13 protein-coding genes are annotated in these 15,695 nt (G+C 70.2%); 10 read left to right on the top strand and 3 right to left on the bottom strand.

Annotated features, from left to right (window positions below; genetic code table 11):
- Nucleotides 1–20: 20 nt before the first annotated feature.
- The gene (locus ACFZDJ_RS31155) at nt 21–1,538 is read right to left on the bottom strand and encodes a multicopper oxidase domain-containing protein (RefSeq protein WP_391063768.1); all 1,518 of its coding nucleotides are present in this window, start codon (nt 1,536–1,538) and stop codon (nt 21–23) included.
- 261 nt (nt 1,539–1,799) lie between these two features.
- Complete coding sequence (locus ACFZDJ_RS31150) at nt 1,800–2,498, bottom strand: N-acetylmuramoyl-L-alanine amidase (protein WP_384919386.1); 699 nt, start codon at nt 2,496–2,498, stop codon at nt 1,800–1,802.
- Between the two features lie 331 nt (nt 2,499–2,829).
- Between ACFZDJ_RS31150 and mnmA the strand changes: the two genes are divergently transcribed.
- Nucleotides 2,830–3,957 (top strand): tRNA 2-thiouridine(34) synthase MnmA, encoded by a 1,128-nt coding sequence (mnmA, locus tag ACFZDJ_RS31145; RefSeq protein ID WP_390933669.1) that lies wholly within the window; start codon nt 2,830–2,832, stop codon nt 3,955–3,957.
- A 136-nt stretch (nt 3,958–4,093) separates the two neighbouring features.
- On the opposite strand, the gene ACFZDJ_RS31140 is transcribed toward mnmA, so the two are convergent.
- The gene (locus ACFZDJ_RS31140) at nt 4,094–4,417 is read right to left on the bottom strand and encodes a DUF427 domain-containing protein (protein ID WP_060901251.1); all 324 of its coding nucleotides are present in this window, start codon (nt 4,415–4,417) and stop codon (nt 4,094–4,096) included.
- Between the two features lie 50 nt (nt 4,418–4,467).
- On the opposite strand from ACFZDJ_RS31140, the gene ACFZDJ_RS31135 reads away from it, so the two are divergent.
- The 9 genes from ACFZDJ_RS31135 to gatB all read left to right on the top strand — a co-directional run bounded on the left by ACFZDJ_RS31135 (nt 4,468) and on the right by gatB (nt 15,557).
- Nucleotides 4,468–5,031: a TIGR00730 family Rossman fold protein gene (locus ACFZDJ_RS31135; RefSeq protein ID WP_384919247.1), complete on the top strand. Its 564-nt coding sequence runs from the start codon at nt 4,468–4,470 to the stop codon at nt 5,029–5,031.
- Nucleotides 5,032–5,038: 7 nt separating this feature from the next.
- Nucleotides 5,039–5,737 carry an SDR family oxidoreductase gene (locus ACFZDJ_RS31130; protein WP_101400822.1) on the top strand — a complete coding sequence of 233 codons (699 nt, stop codon included), beginning with the start codon at nt 5,039–5,041 and terminating at the stop codon, nt 5,735–5,737.
- Nucleotides 5,734–6,729: a methionine synthase gene (locus ACFZDJ_RS31125; protein WP_391063765.1), complete on the top strand. Its 996-nt coding sequence runs from the start codon at nt 5,734–5,736 to the stop codon at nt 6,727–6,729. The genes ACFZDJ_RS31130 and ACFZDJ_RS31125 overlap by 4 nt, the downstream gene beginning before the upstream one ends.
- A gap of 15 nt (nt 6,730–6,744) precedes the next feature.
- Entirely contained in the window at nt 6,745–8,940 is a 2,196-nt protein-coding gene (ligA, locus tag ACFZDJ_RS31120) for an NAD-dependent DNA ligase LigA (protein ID WP_391063762.1), read from the top strand.
- Nucleotides 8,941–9,200: 260 nt separating this feature from the next.
- Nucleotides 9,201–11,447, top strand: a complete 2,247-nt coding sequence (locus ACFZDJ_RS31115) for an EAL domain-containing protein (RefSeq protein WP_391063759.1) — start codon at nt 9,201–9,203, stop codon at nt 11,445–11,447.
- Between the two features lie 529 nt (nt 11,448–11,976).
- The gene (gene gatC / locus ACFZDJ_RS31110; protein ID WP_010984178.1) at nt 11,977–12,273 is read left to right on the top strand and encodes an Asp-tRNA(Asn)/Glu-tRNA(Gln) amidotransferase subunit GatC; all 297 of its coding nucleotides are present in this window, start codon (nt 11,977–11,979) and stop codon (nt 12,271–12,273) included.
- A gap of 5 nt (nt 12,274–12,278) precedes the next feature.
- Nucleotides 12,279–13,784, top strand: a complete 1,506-nt coding sequence (gatA, locus tag ACFZDJ_RS31105) for an Asp-tRNA(Asn)/Glu-tRNA(Gln) amidotransferase subunit GatA (protein WP_168511422.1) — start codon at nt 12,279–12,281, stop codon at nt 13,782–13,784.
- Nucleotides 13,781–14,023, top strand: a complete 243-nt coding sequence (locus ACFZDJ_RS31100) for a hypothetical protein (protein WP_101400827.1) — start codon at nt 13,781–13,783, stop codon at nt 14,021–14,023. Before gatA ends, ACFZDJ_RS31100 begins: the two co-directional genes overlap by 4 nt.
- Nucleotides 14,024–14,039: 16 nt before the next feature.
- Nucleotides 14,040–15,557, top strand: coding sequence for an Asp-tRNA(Asn)/Glu-tRNA(Gln) amidotransferase subunit GatB (gene gatB, locus ACFZDJ_RS31095; RefSeq protein ID WP_391063756.1), 1,518 nt, complete (start codon nt 14,040–14,042; stop codon nt 15,555–15,557).
- Nucleotides 15,558–15,695: the final 138 nt, after the last annotated feature.

The raw sequence follows: 15,695 nt of genomic DNA, 5'->3' as shown, positions 1-15,695 counted from the left end.
ACCGCAGGGCCGGACAGGCGCTAGCTGTCCGTCACCATGAGGGACGCCATCATGCCCTCGTCCTCGTGCTGCAGCAGATGGCAGTGGAGCATGTACATGTAGGTGTTGTCCGAGAAGTCGGTGAACTTCATCGCGATCTCGATGGAACCGCCGCCGACCACCTCGAACGTGTCGTACCAGCCCAGTTGGACGCCCGTCGGATCCTCCCCGTTGATGGAGATCAACTGGAACGGCACATCATGCAGATGGAACGAGTGTTCAAGCTGCGTGCTGTTCTTGACCGTCCACACCTCCTCGGCGCCCAGGGTGGTGCTGATCATCGCCATCGAGGACATGCTCGTCCCGGCGGAGCCGTTGATCGTCATCGTTGTGCCGCTCTGGCCCAGCGTGATCGTCCGGGCGGTGAAGTCGCTGGTGTCGTAACGGGTGATGGTGTTGAGGGTCGGCAGGGTCTCCGGAGTGTCCGAGGTGTCCGGGGTGACGGTCAGGAACTCGTACGTCCCACTGCCGCCGCGCACCCAGCCCGTCGTCACCACGGCCTCCAGGGTCACCGCGTCGCTGAGCTCCATGACGAACTCGGCCCGCGCGCCCGCCACCAGTCGGATCGACGCCACCTCGGTGGCCTCCGTCAGATAGCCCTGGTCGGTGGCGATCTGGGTGAGCGTCGCGCCGTCGCTGCGCTGGACGGTGATGATGTCGGACGGTGAGGCGTTGAGCAGCCGGAAGCGGGTGCGCTTCTTGGTGGCGGTGAAGGAGAGCGTGGTGTCGTCGACGTTCGTGCCGTTGCACAGCAGCGGGAAGCTGAGACCGTTGCTGAGGTAGCCGCTCAGGTTGTACTTGATGTCTCCCGCGCTGTCCGTGGCCAGACACTGCAGGATGATCGGGATGTCGTCGGTGCCGTAGGTGCTGGGCAGGGCCGCGGACGCGTCCGAGTCGTCCTCGACGATGATCATGCCCGCGAGGCCGTGGGTGGCCTGCTCCGCCGTGGTGCCCAGGGCGTGCGGGTGGTACCAGAGCGTCTTCGCCTCGTCCTTGACCGTGAAGGTGGGCGACCAGGTCTTCCCCGCGGCGAAGGCGTTCTGCGGGCCGCCGTCCATGCTGGGCGGGACGTGTGCGCCGTGGAAGTGGACGGTGGTGTCCTCGGTGAGGCTGTTGGTGATGTTCAGCAGGACGGTGTCGCCGGAGGTCCACTTCATGGTGGGGCCGAGGAACGACTGGTTGTAGCCCGCGGTCGTGCTGGTCACTCCGCTGAGCACCTCGCTGGTGCCGGTCTTCGCCTCCAGGGTGAACGTCGTGGTGCCGTCCGAGGTGGTCCCCTCCAGGAGGTCGGGGATGGTCAGCGTGGTGCCTGCGGCGTGCGCCTTGTTCTGTGTCGCGTTCGTCAGTAAGGCGATGGCCGTGCCGCCGGCGGTCACCGCCGCGATGCCCGCCCCGGCCATCCCGCCGAGGAACTTGCGGCGGTGCATGCCCTTGCCCTTGGTCTTGGACTGGCCCTTGTCCTTGCCCGCGCCGGAGGCGGGCTGTGTGGTGTGCGTCATGGCGGTGGACTCTCGACCTAAGGGCTGTGTGAAGACTTGGGTCGACTTAGGAGAACGCCGTCTTCGCTGTGAAATCCGATGACTAAAAGTCAGGATCAACTCCCCTCGAAAGAAGGAGAGTTGACGTGTCGCTGGTCACATCGGCAGCACGGGACGCAATGGACAGGCGCGTCCCGCGAGTGCCTCACAGCATCACGATTAGGTGACTTGAGCCCTGCGTACCGCTGTCTGTGAGCGCACATCGAAAGCGCTCTCTGGCAGCTACGCCCCGGCTGTGCGCGTCGGCTGCGCCGCGGTGCGGGCCTGTCGTACGAGTCGTATGTACCGGTCCCAGTCCCAGTACCGCCCGGGGTCGGTGTGGTCCGTGCCCGGCACCTCGACGTGTCCGATGATGTGCGCACGGTCGACGGGAATGCCGTACCGCCCGCAGACGGCGGCCGTCAGCCGCGCCGAGGCCGCGTACATGGCGTCCGTGAACGACGAGGCGCGCTCGACGAAGCCCTCGTGCTCTATACCGACGCTCCGCTCGTTGTACCCCCGGTTGCCCGCGTGGAACGCCACGTCCAGCTCGCGGATCATCTGGGTGATGTGCCCGTCCTTGCGCACGATGTAGTGCGCCGCCGCGCCGTGTGCCGGGTCCTGGAAGACCTTCACGGCGCTTCGGTAGCTGCCCTGGGTGACGTGGATGACGACCCGGTCTATCCCGTAGTCGTCGGGCCGGTCCGCCCGCCGCCAGTTCGCCGACGAGGCGGCCACCCACTGCGCACCCCGGAAGTCGACGGCACCCGCCACCCGGGGCTTCTCGACGCCGGGCAGCCGCCACCACAGGTGGCCGAGCTCGCCGCGTGCGAGCACCGCTGTGCCCACGGCGGCCGCGGCGCCGCCGATCAGCAGCGCCCGCCGTCCGATCCGCCGGTCGCGGTCCCGGCCGGCACGCCCCTTGGTCTTGTTCGCGCCCACGCCGCCCCCGCCGCCCCCGCTGCTCCCGCTGCTCCCGGAGGATTCTCCGGCTCCGGTGATCCCCGTGGTGCCCACAGCCCCCGTGGTTCCCGTGGTTCCCGTGGTCCCTGTGCCGACCGCGGCCCCCTTGGTTCCCCCGGTCCCTGTGGCCTCGGTGGTCGCCGTGTTGCCTGTGTTGCCTGTGTTGCCTGTGTTCTCTGTGTTCTGCGCGGCCTCACTCATCGCGTCCGCCCCGTCCTTCGTGCCCGCCCGTCCTCCGGCGGTCCCCGTTGCGATCATCAACGGATACCCGCGGGCTTCGGTTCCCGCGGCCCCGTACTCTGGAGGGGCTATGACTGAGACCTCGCAGCGCCCCCGCCCCCTCCGCGTCCTCGCCGCCATGTCCGGCGGCGTGGACTCCGCCGTCGCCGCCGCCCGCGCGGCGGAAGCCGGTCACGACGTGACGGGCGTGCACCTCGCGCTCTCCGCCAACCCGCAATCGTTCCGCACGGGCGCGCGAGGCTGTTGCACCATCGAGGACTCGCGCGACGCCCGCCGCGCAGCGGACGTCATCGGCATCCCGTTCTACGTGTGGGACCTCGCCGAGCGCTTCCGCGAGGACGTGGTCGAGGACTTCATCGCCGAGTACGAGGCCGGGCGCACCCCCAACCCGTGTCTGCGCTGCAACGAGAAGATCAAGTTCGCCGCCCTGCTCGACAAGGCGCTCGCGCTCGGCTTCGACGCGGTCTGCACGGGCCACTACGCCAAGGTGATCGTGAACGAGGACGGCACGCGCGAGCTGCACCGCGCCTCGGACATGGCCAAGGACCAGTCGTACGTCCTCGGGGTCCTCGACGACCGTCAGCTCGCCCACGCGCTGTTCCCGCTGGGTGACACGGTGACGACGAAGGACGAGATCCGCGCGGAGGCGGAACTGCGGGGCCTGGCCGTCGCCAAGAAGCCCGACTCGCACGACATCTGCTTCATCGCCGACGGCGACACCCAGGGCTTCCTGGCGAACCGCCTGGGCAAGGCGGAGGGCGACATCGTCGACGAGTCCGGGTCGGTCATCGGCTCCCACGAGGGCGCGTTCGGCTTCACGATCGGGCAGCGCAAGGGGCTGCGCATCGGCACCCCGGCCGCGGACGGCAAGCCGCGCTACGTCCTGGACATCTCGCCGGTGAACAACACGGTGACGGTGGGTCCGGCGGCATCCCTCGATGTCAGTGGGCTGACCGCCATCAAGCCCCGCTGGTGCGGCGCCGCCCCCACCGGCCCGGGCACCTACACCGCCCAGCTCCGCGCCCACGGAGGCGAGACGGAGGTCGCCGCCGAGCTGATCGACGGCGAACTCGAGGTCACGTTCACCGAGCCGGTCCGCGGCGTCGCCCCCGGCCAGGCGATCGTCCTGTACGACGGCACGCGCGTGGTCGGCTCGGCGACGATCGCGACGACCACCCGCGCGACGGCGAGCGTCTAGGGCCTTTCCGGGGTCTGACCGGCCTCGCCGAAGAACTCCGTCAGGAGCGGGGCGAGGCCGTCCAGGACGCCGTACGTCCCCTGGGGTGCCGTGTCCGCGACCCTGCGCGGCCTCGCGGGCCACCTCGAAGGGTGCGTTACGCCACTTCGACTTCGTAGAAGCAGAAGTGGTCCTTGATCCGGGCGACGTCCGGCTTGGGGTCGGGGTAGGACCAGACGAGGTCGGGGGCGTCGGGCAGGGACCAGTAGGACGCGTCGCCCTTGAAGGGGCAGTGTGTGTGGGTGTCGGAGGTCGTCAGCAGGTCCAGGCGGACGTCCTCGGCCGGTAGGTAGTAACGCACGGGACAGCCGGTCTCGCGCAGCACCAGGGGACGGTCGCTCTCCGCCAGCACCTGGTCGCCGTGCACGACGCGTACCCGCTCCGTGCCCTGTTCGATCGTGATCGTGTGTCCATTGGCCATACCCGTACAGCGCGCGTGGGACCCGGGTTCTTCCCTCGTACCGTAGGCACATGAATATCTGCGTCTTCCTCTCCGCCGCCGACCTCGACGACCGCTACACCCGACCCGCACGGGAGTTCGCCGAACTCCTCGGCAAGGGCGGCCACTCGCTGGTGTGGGGCGGTTCCGACGTCGGGCTGATGAAGGTGGTCGCCGACGGGGTGCAGGAGGCGGGCGGACGGCTGCTGGGCGTCTCCGTGGACTTCCTGGCGGCCACGGCGCGGGCGGGTGCCGACGAGATGGTGTTCGCCCGGGACCTCGCCGAGCGCAAGGCGCTGCTCCTGGCCAAGGCCGACGCCGTCGTGATCATGGTGGGCGGCACCGGGACCCTCGACGAGGCGACCGAGATCCTGGAGCTGAAGAAGCACGGGAAGACCGAGAAGCCGGTCGTCCTGCTCAACACGGCGGGCTTCTACGACGGCCTGAAGGAGCAGTTCCGCCGCATGGACGCCGAGGGCTTCCTGCCGTGCCCGCTCACCGACCTGGTGTTCTTCGCCGAGGAGCCGGTAGGGGCGCTGGCCTACCTGGAGGCTGTGACATCAGCGGCTCCCGCCGCGGGCGTGGGCACCCAGTGATGCGAGCATGGCGTCCATGGCTACACATGTGATCACCGGGGCGGGCTCCGGTATCGGCGCGGCCGTCGCCCGCCGTCTGCACGCGCGCGGGGACGACCTCGTGCTCCACGCGCGTGACGCGGGCCGCGCGAAGGAACTGGCGGCCGAGTTCCCCGGGGCCCGGACACTGGTCGGCGACCTGGCGGACCCGGACAAGCTCTCCTGGGCGTTCTCGCACCAGTCCCTGCCCGAGCGCGTCGACTCGCTCCTGCACATCGCGGGCGTGGTCGACCTCGGCCCCGTCGGGGAGCTGACCCCCAAGTCCTGGCGTCACCAGCTCAACGTCAACCTGATCGCCCCCGCCGAGCTGACCCGCCACTTCCTGCCGCAACTCCGCGTCGCCCAGGGCCACGTCGTGTTCGTCAACTCCGGCGCCGGCCTCGCCGCGCACGCCGACTGGTCCGCGTACGCCGCCTCCAAGCACGGCCTGAAGGCCCTCGCGGACTCCCTGCGCCACGAGGAGCACGCGGGGGGCGTCCGGGTGACCTCCGTCTACCCCGGCCGGACGGCGAGCCCCATGCAGGCGAAGGTCCACCAGCAGGAGGGCAAGGAGTACGACGCCTCGAAGTGGATCGACCCGGAGTCCGTCGCGACGACGATCCTGATGGCCGTCGACCTGCCGCGCGACGCGGAGGTCAACGACCTGACCGTGCGGCCGGGACGATGAGCTTCACCTGGGGCCCCGCCACCGGGGTCGGATCCATGCCCGGCGACGACGCCCGCGAGGCCACCAAGACCGTGACCGGGTCCTTCGAGGACTTCCCGTTCCTGCCCGAGCTGCCCGCCCGGGGACCCGGCGCGGACATGATCGGACGGACCGCCGGGATGCTGGTCGAGCTCTACGCACGCGTGGAGCCCAGCGGCTGGCGGATCGGGGACCGGCCCGGGCGCGACACCAAGCGGGCCAGGTCCTGGCTCGGCGAAGACCTCGACGCGCTGGAGGAGTTCACCCAGGGCTACGAGGGGCCGCTCAAGGTACAGGCCGTGGGCCCCTGGACGCTGGCCGCCGCACTGGAGCTGCGGGGCGGCGAGGCGGCGCTCTCCGACCTCGGCGCCTGCCGGGACCTCGCCGGATCGCTCGCCGAGGGGCTGCGCACGCACCTCGACGAGGTACGGCGCCGGGTGCCCGGCGCCCAGATCGTGCTGCAGCTCGACGAGCCCTCGCTCATCGCGGTGCTGCGTGGCCAGGTGAAGTCCGCCAGCGGCTACCGCACCCACCGCGCCGTCGACCGGCAACGGGTGGAGTCGACGCTGCGGGACGTCGTCGGGGTGCACACCGACGGCCCGGTCGTGGTGCACTCGTGCGCACCCGACGTACCGTTCGCGCTGCTGCGCAGGGCGGGGGCCGCGGCCATCTCGTTCGACTTCTCACTGCTCACCGAGCGTGACGACGATGTCATCGGCGAGGCGGTGGAGGGCGGCACCCGGCTGTTCGCCGGTGTCGTGCCGGGCACGGACGGACCATTGTCAGACCCTGCCGGTAGCGTCATGGGTGTCAGGACGCTGTGGCGCAGGCTGGGGCTGCATCCGGGTCTTCTCGCGGAGGCGGTCACGGTCACTCCGTCGTGCGGACTCGCGGGCGCTTCCCCGCAGTACGCGCGCCGGGCACTCGCCCACTGCGCCCGGGCGGCGAGATCCCTCGCGGACAACCCAGAGTAACGGGAGGACAATACGGTGGCCGGCGACAAGGACGCACAGCCCAATTCCCTGCCCGCCGAGGCGCGGGAGCAGCACGCGCAGCTCGCTGAGCAGATCGAGGAGCACCGCTTCCGGTACTACGTGAAGGACCAGCCGGTCGTCAGCGACGCGGAGTTCGACCAGTTGCTGCGCTCGCTGGAGGCCCTGGAGGAGCGGTATCCCGAGCTGCGCACCCCCGACTCCCCGACCCAGAAGGTCGCGGGCGCGTACGCGACCGAGTTCACCTCCGTCCAGCACCGCTCGCGCATGCTCTCGCTGGACAACGCCTTCAGCGACCTGGAGCTCGCGGCCTGGGCCGAGCGCGTCGCCAAGGACGTGGGCACCCCGGACCACCACTTCCTGTGCGAGCTGAAGGTCGACGGCCTCGCGGTCAACCTGACCTACGAGCACGGCCGCCTCACCCGCGGGGCGACCCGCGGCGACGGCCGCACGGGCGAGGACATCACGCCCAATGTGCGCACGATCGCGGAGATTCCGGACCGCCTCAAGGGCGACCACGTCCCGGACCTGGTGGAGATCCGCGGCGAGGTCTACTTCCCGATGGAGAAGTTCGAGGAGCTCAACGCCCGCCTGGTGCAGTCCGGCGACAAGCCCTTCGCCAACCCGCGCAACGCGGCGGCGGGTTCGCTGCGCCAGAAGGACCCCCGCGTCACCGCGAGCCGCCCCCTGCACATGGTGGTCCACGGAATCGGCGCCCTGGAGGGCTTCGAGGGCCTCACCCGCCTCTCCGAGGCGTACACACTGCTGCACTCCTGGGGCCTGCCGACCACGCGGTACGCGAAGGTGGTCGACGACCTCGACGGCGTACGGGAGTTCATCGCGTACTACGGCGAGAACCGGCACTCCGTGGAGCACGAGATCGACGGAGTCGTCGTCAAGCTCGACGAGATCCGTCTCCAGGGCCGCCTCGGTTCCACGGCCCGCGCTCCACGCTGGGCCATCGCCTGGAAGTACGCGCCGGAAGAGGTCAACACCAAGCTGGTCGACATCAAGGTCGGCGTCGGCCGAACGGGACGCGTCACTCCGTACGCGCAGGTCGAGCCGGTCACCGTCGCCGGCTCAGAGGTCGAGTTCGCGACTCTGCACAACCAGGAGGTCGTGAAGGCCAAGGGCGTCCTCATCGGGGACACGGTCGTGCTCCGTAAGGCCGGTGACGTCATCCCGGAGATCCTCGGGCCGGTGGTGGATCTCCGCGACGGCACCGAGCGTGAGTTCGTGATGCCGGCCGAGTGCCCCGAGTGCGGGACGCCGCTGCGTGCCATGAAGGAAGGCGACATCGACCTGCGCTGCCCCAACGGCCGTACGTGCCCGGCCCAGTTGAGAGAGCGCGTCTCCTACCTCGCGGGCCGGGAATGCCTCGACATCGAGCACTTCGGCAATGTGGCCGCGGCGGCGCTGACCCGTCCGCTGGAGCCCGCCGCTCCGCCGCTCGTCGACGAGGGCGACCTCTTCGACCTCACGGTCGAGCAGCTGCTCCCCATCAAGGCTTACGTCCTCGACCAGAACAGCGGCTTGCCCAAGCGGGACCCCAAGACCGGTGAGGAGAAGGTCGTCACGGTCTTCGCCAACCAGCAGGGTGAGGCGAAGAAGAACACGCTCGCCCTGCTGGACAACATCGCCGAGGCCAGGAGCCGGCCGCTCGCCCGCTTCATCAACGGACTCTCCATCAGGCACGTCGGCCCGGTGGCCGCCGAGGCGCTGGCCCGCGAGTTCCGTTCCATCGACCGCATCGAGCAGGCCACCGAGCAGGAACTCGCCGCGGTCGACGGGGTCGGCGAGATCATCGCGACCTCGGTCAAGCAGTGGTTCACGGAGGACTGGCACCGCGAGATCATCCGCAAATGGAAGGCCGCCGGCGTCCGGTTGGAGGACGAGGGTTCCGGCGAGGACGAGGGCCCGAGGCCGCTCGCAGGACTCACCGTCGTCGTCACCGGCACGCTCGAACACCACACGCGGGACGGCGCGAAGGAGGCCCTTCAGAGCCGGGGAGCGAAGGTGACCGGTTCGGTCTCGAAGAAGACGTCTTTCGTGGTCGTGGGCGACAATCCAGGATCTAAGTACGACAAAGCGATGCAGCTGAAGGTGCCGGTTCTGAACGAGGAGGGCTTCACCGTCCTGCTCGAACAGGGACCGGAGGCCGCCGCGGAAGTCGCCCTCCCGACCGGGGAGTAGCGGTTGAAGACCACCCGTTCGGCGCATATCAGATGCATACGGGTGGCCGGGTCGCATTCGGGCAACCGTCGTCGACCGCTGCCCGTAGAAGCCTTCTGCGGCCTACTGTTGAGGTGTGCGCCTGCCGTGCCCAGCTGCGGTTGGGGCATCCCCTGCTCCACAAGAGTCTGGGGAAGGGTTTTCAGACGCGGTGCCGTTGGCAGTTGTCGCCGGCAACGGACCGCGTGGCGTGGGCACCGCCGGCTGTGAGAGGGACGGGAATGGAACCGACCGAGAGCGCCGCCCCGGACTCACGGCTGCGCCTGCGCCGGATGACCGGCGCGTGGATGGCCGGCCTCCGGACGGGGCGTTCGTCGGAGCGCCTCGGCACGGGCGGGCAGGGCTCCGCACCACCCCTCACCGTAACGGCTCCGGCCCCGGGTGTCGGCAGGCTCACCGCCGGGCGTGGCGGCGGCCTGTCCGGTCACGATCCCGAACGGCGCATCTCCTTGCCCACGCTGCCCGTCGCGGTCGTCGGGATGGCCGCGTTCGTCCTCGGCGGCGGCTTCTACCGGGCGTTCAGCGGCCACCACGCACTCTTCCCGTCCGGCGCGGTCGGCTGGTCGCTGGCCGTACTGACCGGCATCATCGTCGGCCATCTGGTCGCCCTCGGCCGCGCCCGCTGGTGGGGCGGCACGGGCTCCGGCGCCGCGCTCACCCTCGCGGTCCTGCTGCTGTACGGCTGGGTGGCCGCCGGGATGGTCAGCCTGACCGTCGTCGTGCTGGTCGGCGCCGCCCGCCGAGGCCGCTGGCGCCAGGGGGTGTTGCACGGCGCGGTCGACATCCTCGGCATCGGCGCCGGAGCGCTGGTCCTCGCCATGTTCGGGCGGGTGCCGTCCGTGGAGGCGCCCTGGAATCCGGAGAGCTGGAACTTCTACGCCGCACCCGAGGTGGTGCTGGTCGCGACCGCCTATCTCGCGGTCACCCGCGTCCTGCTCTGGTACCTGCACGCGCCGGGCACCGGCGGACTGCCCACCGCCACCCGCACGGCGCTGGTCAGGCAGGGCCTGGTCGCCGTCGCGCTGCTCGGTATCGCGCCGCTGATCTGTGTGGTCGCGGTCGCCCAGCCGATGCTGCTGCCGCTGTTCTCGATCCCCCTCATCGCACTCGACTCCACCCTGTGGATCGCCCGCGTCCGGGCCGAGGAGCAACTGCGCGACCCGCTGACCGGACTGCCCAACCGCCAATGGCTGCTCGAACGGACCTGGACGGCTCTGGACGATGCCGAGCGCATCGGTGCGCGCTCCGCCCTGATGCTGATCGACCTCGACCGCTTCCGTTCCGTGAATGACACGTTGGGGCACCTCGCCGGTGACCGACTGCTCCTTCAGATAGCCGATCGGCTGCGGCTGGCGCTGCCGCGCGGGGCGGAGGCCGCGCGGCTCGGCGGGGACGAGTTCGCCGTGTTACTGCCCGTCGCCGACTCCACCACGTCGGCCACGCGGGTCGCCCGCAATCTCGTCGCCGCCCTCGGCTCGCCGCTCGACCTCGACGGACTCACCCTCGTCCTGGAGGCCAGCGCCGGGCTGGCCGTCTTTCCCGACCACGCGCTGGACGCGGAGGGGCTGCTGCGGCGGGCGGACGTGGCGATGTACCAGGCCAAGCGGGACCGTACGGGGGTGGAGGTGTACGAGTCCAAGCGGGACTCGAACACGCCGGACCGGCTCGGTCTGCTCGGGGATCTGCGCCGGGCGCTGGACGCCGGTGACGTCGAACTGCACTACCAGCCGAAGGTCCGCTTCGACGGACAGGTGGCCGGGCTCGAGGCGCTGGTCCGCTGGGTGCATCCCGAGCGGGGGAAGGTGCCGCCGGACGAGTTCATCGCGATCGCCGAGTCGTCCGGGCTGATGCCGCACCTCACCGAGTACGTGCTGGAGACCGCGCTCGCCCAGGTCGCGCGCTGGCGGGCACAGGGACTGCGCGTACCGGTCGCGGTGAACGTGTCCCCGCGGGACGTCCACACCCCCGGTTTCGCGGGCTCGGTCGCCGCGCGGCTCGCCCGGCACGGGGTCCCCGCGGGGGCGTTGCAACTGGAGATAACGGAGCATGTGCTCCTCGAGGACCCGCAGCGAGCCGCGGACACGCTGGCCGGGCTGACCGGGCACGGCGTGAAGATGTCGCTGGACGACTTCGGTACGGGGTACTCCTCGCTGGTGCATCTGCGGCGGCTGCCGGTGAGCGAGCTGAAGATCGACCGGTCCTTCGTCGCGCGGCTCGCCGTGGACAACGAGGACGCGGAGATCGTGCGCTGCACCGTCGATCTCGCGCATTCGCTGGGGCTGCTCGTCGTGGCGGAGGGTGTCGAGGACGACGAGACGTGGGAGCGGTTGCGGGATCTCGGGTGTGACGCGGTGCAGGGGTGGCTGGTCGCGGCGGCGATGCCTCCGGAGGAGGCGACGGCGTGGCTGCTGGCGCGGGGGTCGCGCGGCTGGCAGCGGCCGCGTGCCGCGCTGCCGGCGGCGGAGTAGTTCCGGCGGTTCGTTGTCGGGTGCCGGTTCGTGGGGCATCCGCCGGGTTCTCCCACCGCCGCACCACCCGTGACGGCCACCCGACAAGCGGACCTCTCCCGTGCGGCTTGTTCGCCGTCGCCGTCGGCGTCCGCACCCCGCCAGGGGCACGGAGAACCGCACCATCAGCCACGGACGGCCCGCAGCTTCATCACGGCGGAGAATGCGGCCCCGACGGGAACGCGGGGAACTGAGCGCCCAGCCATGGACGGTCCGCAGGTTCATCACGGTGGAGGACGCGGCCCCGTCAGGGGCGCGGGGAACTGCGCGATCAGCCGCGGGCGGTTCGCAGGTTCTGGACGGTGGTGTCGGTCCCCGGACGGGTCGGCGCCGACGGCGAGGAACCCCCACCGGCGACTTCCACCTCGTACACGAACCGTCACGGGTGGCGCGGCTGGGAAAGGGGCCTGAGGCAAACCCGGGCGCGGGCATCGGCCCCGGACCCATAGGATTGGGCCAAACCACACACTCTCACCCAGAGGATCGCTGCATGCCTGGCATCACGCGCGAGGAGGTCGCCCACCTCGCACGGCTGGCGCGTCTGGAGCTGAAGGCCGAAGAGCTCGACCACTTCGCCGGCCAGCTCGACGACATCATCGGCGCGGTCGCCCGCGTCAGCGAGGTCGCCGACCAAGACGTACCGCCGACCTCTCACCCGCTGCCGCTGACGAACGTCATGCGCGCGGACGAGGTCCGTCCGTCGCTCACCCCCGAGCAGGCGCTCTCCGGCGCCCCGGCCCAGGAGCAGCAGCGTTTCAAGGTGCCGCAGATCCTGGGGGAGGACTAATCACCATGACGGACACCAACGTCAACATCATCAAGCTGACGGCGGCCGAGATCGCCGCGAAGATCGCCGCGGGCGAACTCACGGCCGTCGCGGTCACCGAGGCCCACCTCGCCCGGATCGAGGCCGTCGACGAGAAGGTGCACGCCTTCCTGCACGTCGACCGCGAGGGCGCCCTCGCGCAGGCCCGCGCCGTCGACGCGAAGCGGGAGCGGGGCGAGAAGCTCGGCCCGCTGGCCGGTGTGCCGCTCGCGCTCAAGGACATCTTCACCACCGAGGGCATCCCGACGACCGTCGGTTCGAAGATCCTCGAGGGCTGGATCCCGCCGTACGACGCGACGGTGACCGCGAAGCTGAAGGCCGCCGACGTCGTCATCCTCGGCAAGACCAACATGGACGAGTTCGCCATGGGGTCCTCCACCGAGAACAGCGCGTACGGCCCCACCGGCAACCCCTGGGACCTCACCCGTATCCCCGGCGGCTCCGGCGGCGGGTCGAGCGCCGCGCTCGCCTCGTTCGAGGCACCCCTCGCCATCGGCACGGACACGGGCGGCTCCATCCGCCAGCCCGCCGCCGTCACCGGCACGGTCGGCGTCAAGCCGACGTACGGCGGGGTGTCGCGCTACGGCATGGTCGCGTTCTCGTCCTCCCTCGACCAGGGCGGTCCCTGCGCCCGTACGGTCCTGGACGCCGCGCTGCTGCACGAGGTCATCGCGGGCCACGACCCGCTCGACTCCACCTCCATCGACGCCCCGGTCCCGCCGGTCGTCGAGGCGGCCCGCAACGGCTCGGTCGCCGGCATGCGTGTCGGTGTCGTCAAGCAGTTCCGCGGCGAGGGCTACCAGGCCGGTGTCGTGCAGCGCTTCGACGAGGCCGTCGCCCTGCTCAAGGAGCTCGGCGCCGAGATCGTCGAGCTGGACTGCCCGTCCTTCGACCTGGCGCTGGCGGCGTACTACCTGATCGCCCCGTCCGAGTGTTCGAGCAACCTCGCCCGCTTCGACGCCATGCGCTACGGCCTGCGGGTCGGCGACGACGGCACGAAGTCGGCCGAGGAGGTCACCTCGCTCACCCGTGAGGCGGGCTTCGGCCCCGAGGTCAAGCGCCGCATCATGCTCGGCACGTACGCGCTCAGCTCCGGCTACTACGACGCGTACTACGGCAGCGCCCAGAAGGTCCGTACGCTCATCACGCGCGACTTCGAGAAGTCGTTCGAGAAGGTCGACGTCATCGTCTCGCCGACCACGCCGACCACCGCCTTCCCGATCGGCGAGCGTGCCGACGACCCGATGGCGATGTACCTCGCGGACCTGTGCACCATCCCGACCAACCTGGCGGGCAACGCCGCCATGTCGCTGCCCTGCGGTCTCGCCCCGGAGGACAACCTCCCGGTCGGTCTGCAGATCATCGCCCCCGCGATGAAGGACGACAGGCTTTACAAGGTCGGCGCCGCAGTCGAGGCCGCCTTCGTGGAAAAGTGGGGGCACCCGCTGCTCGAGGAGGCTCCGTCGCTGTGAGTAAGGCTCTGACCAAGGCCAAGGGCTTCAAGAAGTCCAAGTCCGGCACGTACCTGTCCATCGCGACCACCGCGTTCGGTGCCGTAGGCGTCGCCAAGCAGGCCAAGAAGGCCCGCACGGAGCACGACACGCTGCGACTCATCGACGCGGCCGTGTCCGCCGCCGCCATCGTCACCGGCCTCGCCATTCTCTACCGGGAGCTCAGGCGCCTGGGCGACGACGACGTCCTGCTGGGCTGAGAGGGAAGTTTTCACCGTGACCACCACGACCGACGAGCTGGTGTCGTACGAGGACGCTCTCGCGACGTACGACCCCGTCATGGGCCTCGAAGTCCATGTCGAGCTCGGCACCAAGACCAAGATGTTCTGCGGGTGCTCCACCGAGCTGGGCGCCGCGCCCAACTCGCAGACCTGCCCGACCTGCCTCGGCATGCCCGGCTCGCTGCCCGTCGTCAACGCGACCGGCGTCGAGTCCGCCATCAAGATCGGCCTCGCGCTGCACTGCGAGATCGCCGAGTGGTGCCGCTTCGCCCGGAAGAACTACTTCTATCCGGACATGCCGAAGAACTTCCAGACCTCCCAGTACGACGAGCCGATCGCCTTCAACGGCTACCTCGACGTACAGATGGAGGACGGCGAGGTCTTCCGCGTGGAGATCGAGCGCGCCCACATGGAGGAGGACACCGGCAAGTCCACCCACGTGGGTGGCGCGACCGGCCGTATCCACGGCGCCTCGCACTCCCTGCTCGACTACAACCGCGCGGGCATCCCCCTCATCGAGATCGTCACCAAGCCGATCGAGGGTGCGGGCGAGCGCGCCCCCGAGGTCGCCAAGGCGTACGTCGCCGAGCTGCGCGAGCTCATCAAGGCGCTCGGCGTCTCGGAGGCCCGCATGGAGATGGGCCAGATGCGCTGCGACGTGAACCTGTCGCTGCGCCCGCACGGCCGCGAGAAGTTCGGCACGCGCTCCGAGACGAAGAACGTCAACTCGCTGCGCTCCGTGGAGCGTGCGGCCCGCTTCGAGATCCAGCGGCACGCCGCGGTTCTCAACAGCGGCGGCACGATCATCCAGGAGACCCGCCACTTCCACGAGGACACCGGGTCCACGACCTCGGGCCGCGTGAAGGAGGAGGCCGAGGACTACCGGTACTTCCCGGAGCCCGACCTCGTTCCGGTCGCCCCGTCCCGTGAGTGGGTCGAGGAGTTGCGCGCGGGCCTGCCCGAGCAGCCGCTCGCGCGTCGCAACCGCCTCCGTGAGGAGTGGGGTGTCTCGGCGCACGACATGCAGTCGATCCTGAACGCCGGTGCCATCGACCCGATCGTCGCCACGATCGAGGCCGGTGCGGACGCGGCGTCCGCCCGCAAGTGGTGGATGGGCGAACTGGCACGCAGCGCCAACGAGTCGGGCAAGGCCCTGGAGGACCTGCCCATCACCCCGGCGCAGGTCGCCCGGGTGGCGCAGCTCGTCGCCTCCGGAGATCTGAACGACAAGCTCGCCCGCCAGGTCATCGAGGGCGTGCTCGCGGGCAAGGGAACCCCGGACGAGGTCGTCGACAAGCGCGGTCTGAAGGTCGTCTCGGACGAGGGTGCGCTGACCGCCGCCGTCGACGAGGCCATCGTCGGCAACCCGGGCGTCGCGGACAAGATCCGCGGCGGCAAGGTGGCCGCGGTCGGCGCCCTGGTCGGCGCGGTCATGAAGGCCACCCGTGGCCAGGCCGACGCGGCCCGCGTCAAGGAACTCATCCTGGAGAAGCTGGGCGTCAGCGAGGGCTGAGTACCCGTCAAGTACCCACCTGGGGGGATGCATCGGCTCCGATGCATCCCCCCAGGCGTGCACGGGGCCCCTTGGTGCGACAGAGTTCATCGGATTGTCGTGTGAACTAACTCGCACTCTCGTGAGCAGACCCACGAA

Origin of the sequence: Streptomyces sp. NPDC007896, assembly GCF_042959425.1 — a bacterium.
Classification (GTDB): domain Bacteria; phylum Actinomycetota; class Actinomycetes; order Streptomycetales; family Streptomycetaceae; genus Streptomyces.
This window is presented reverse-complemented; position numbering and strand designations above follow the sequence as displayed.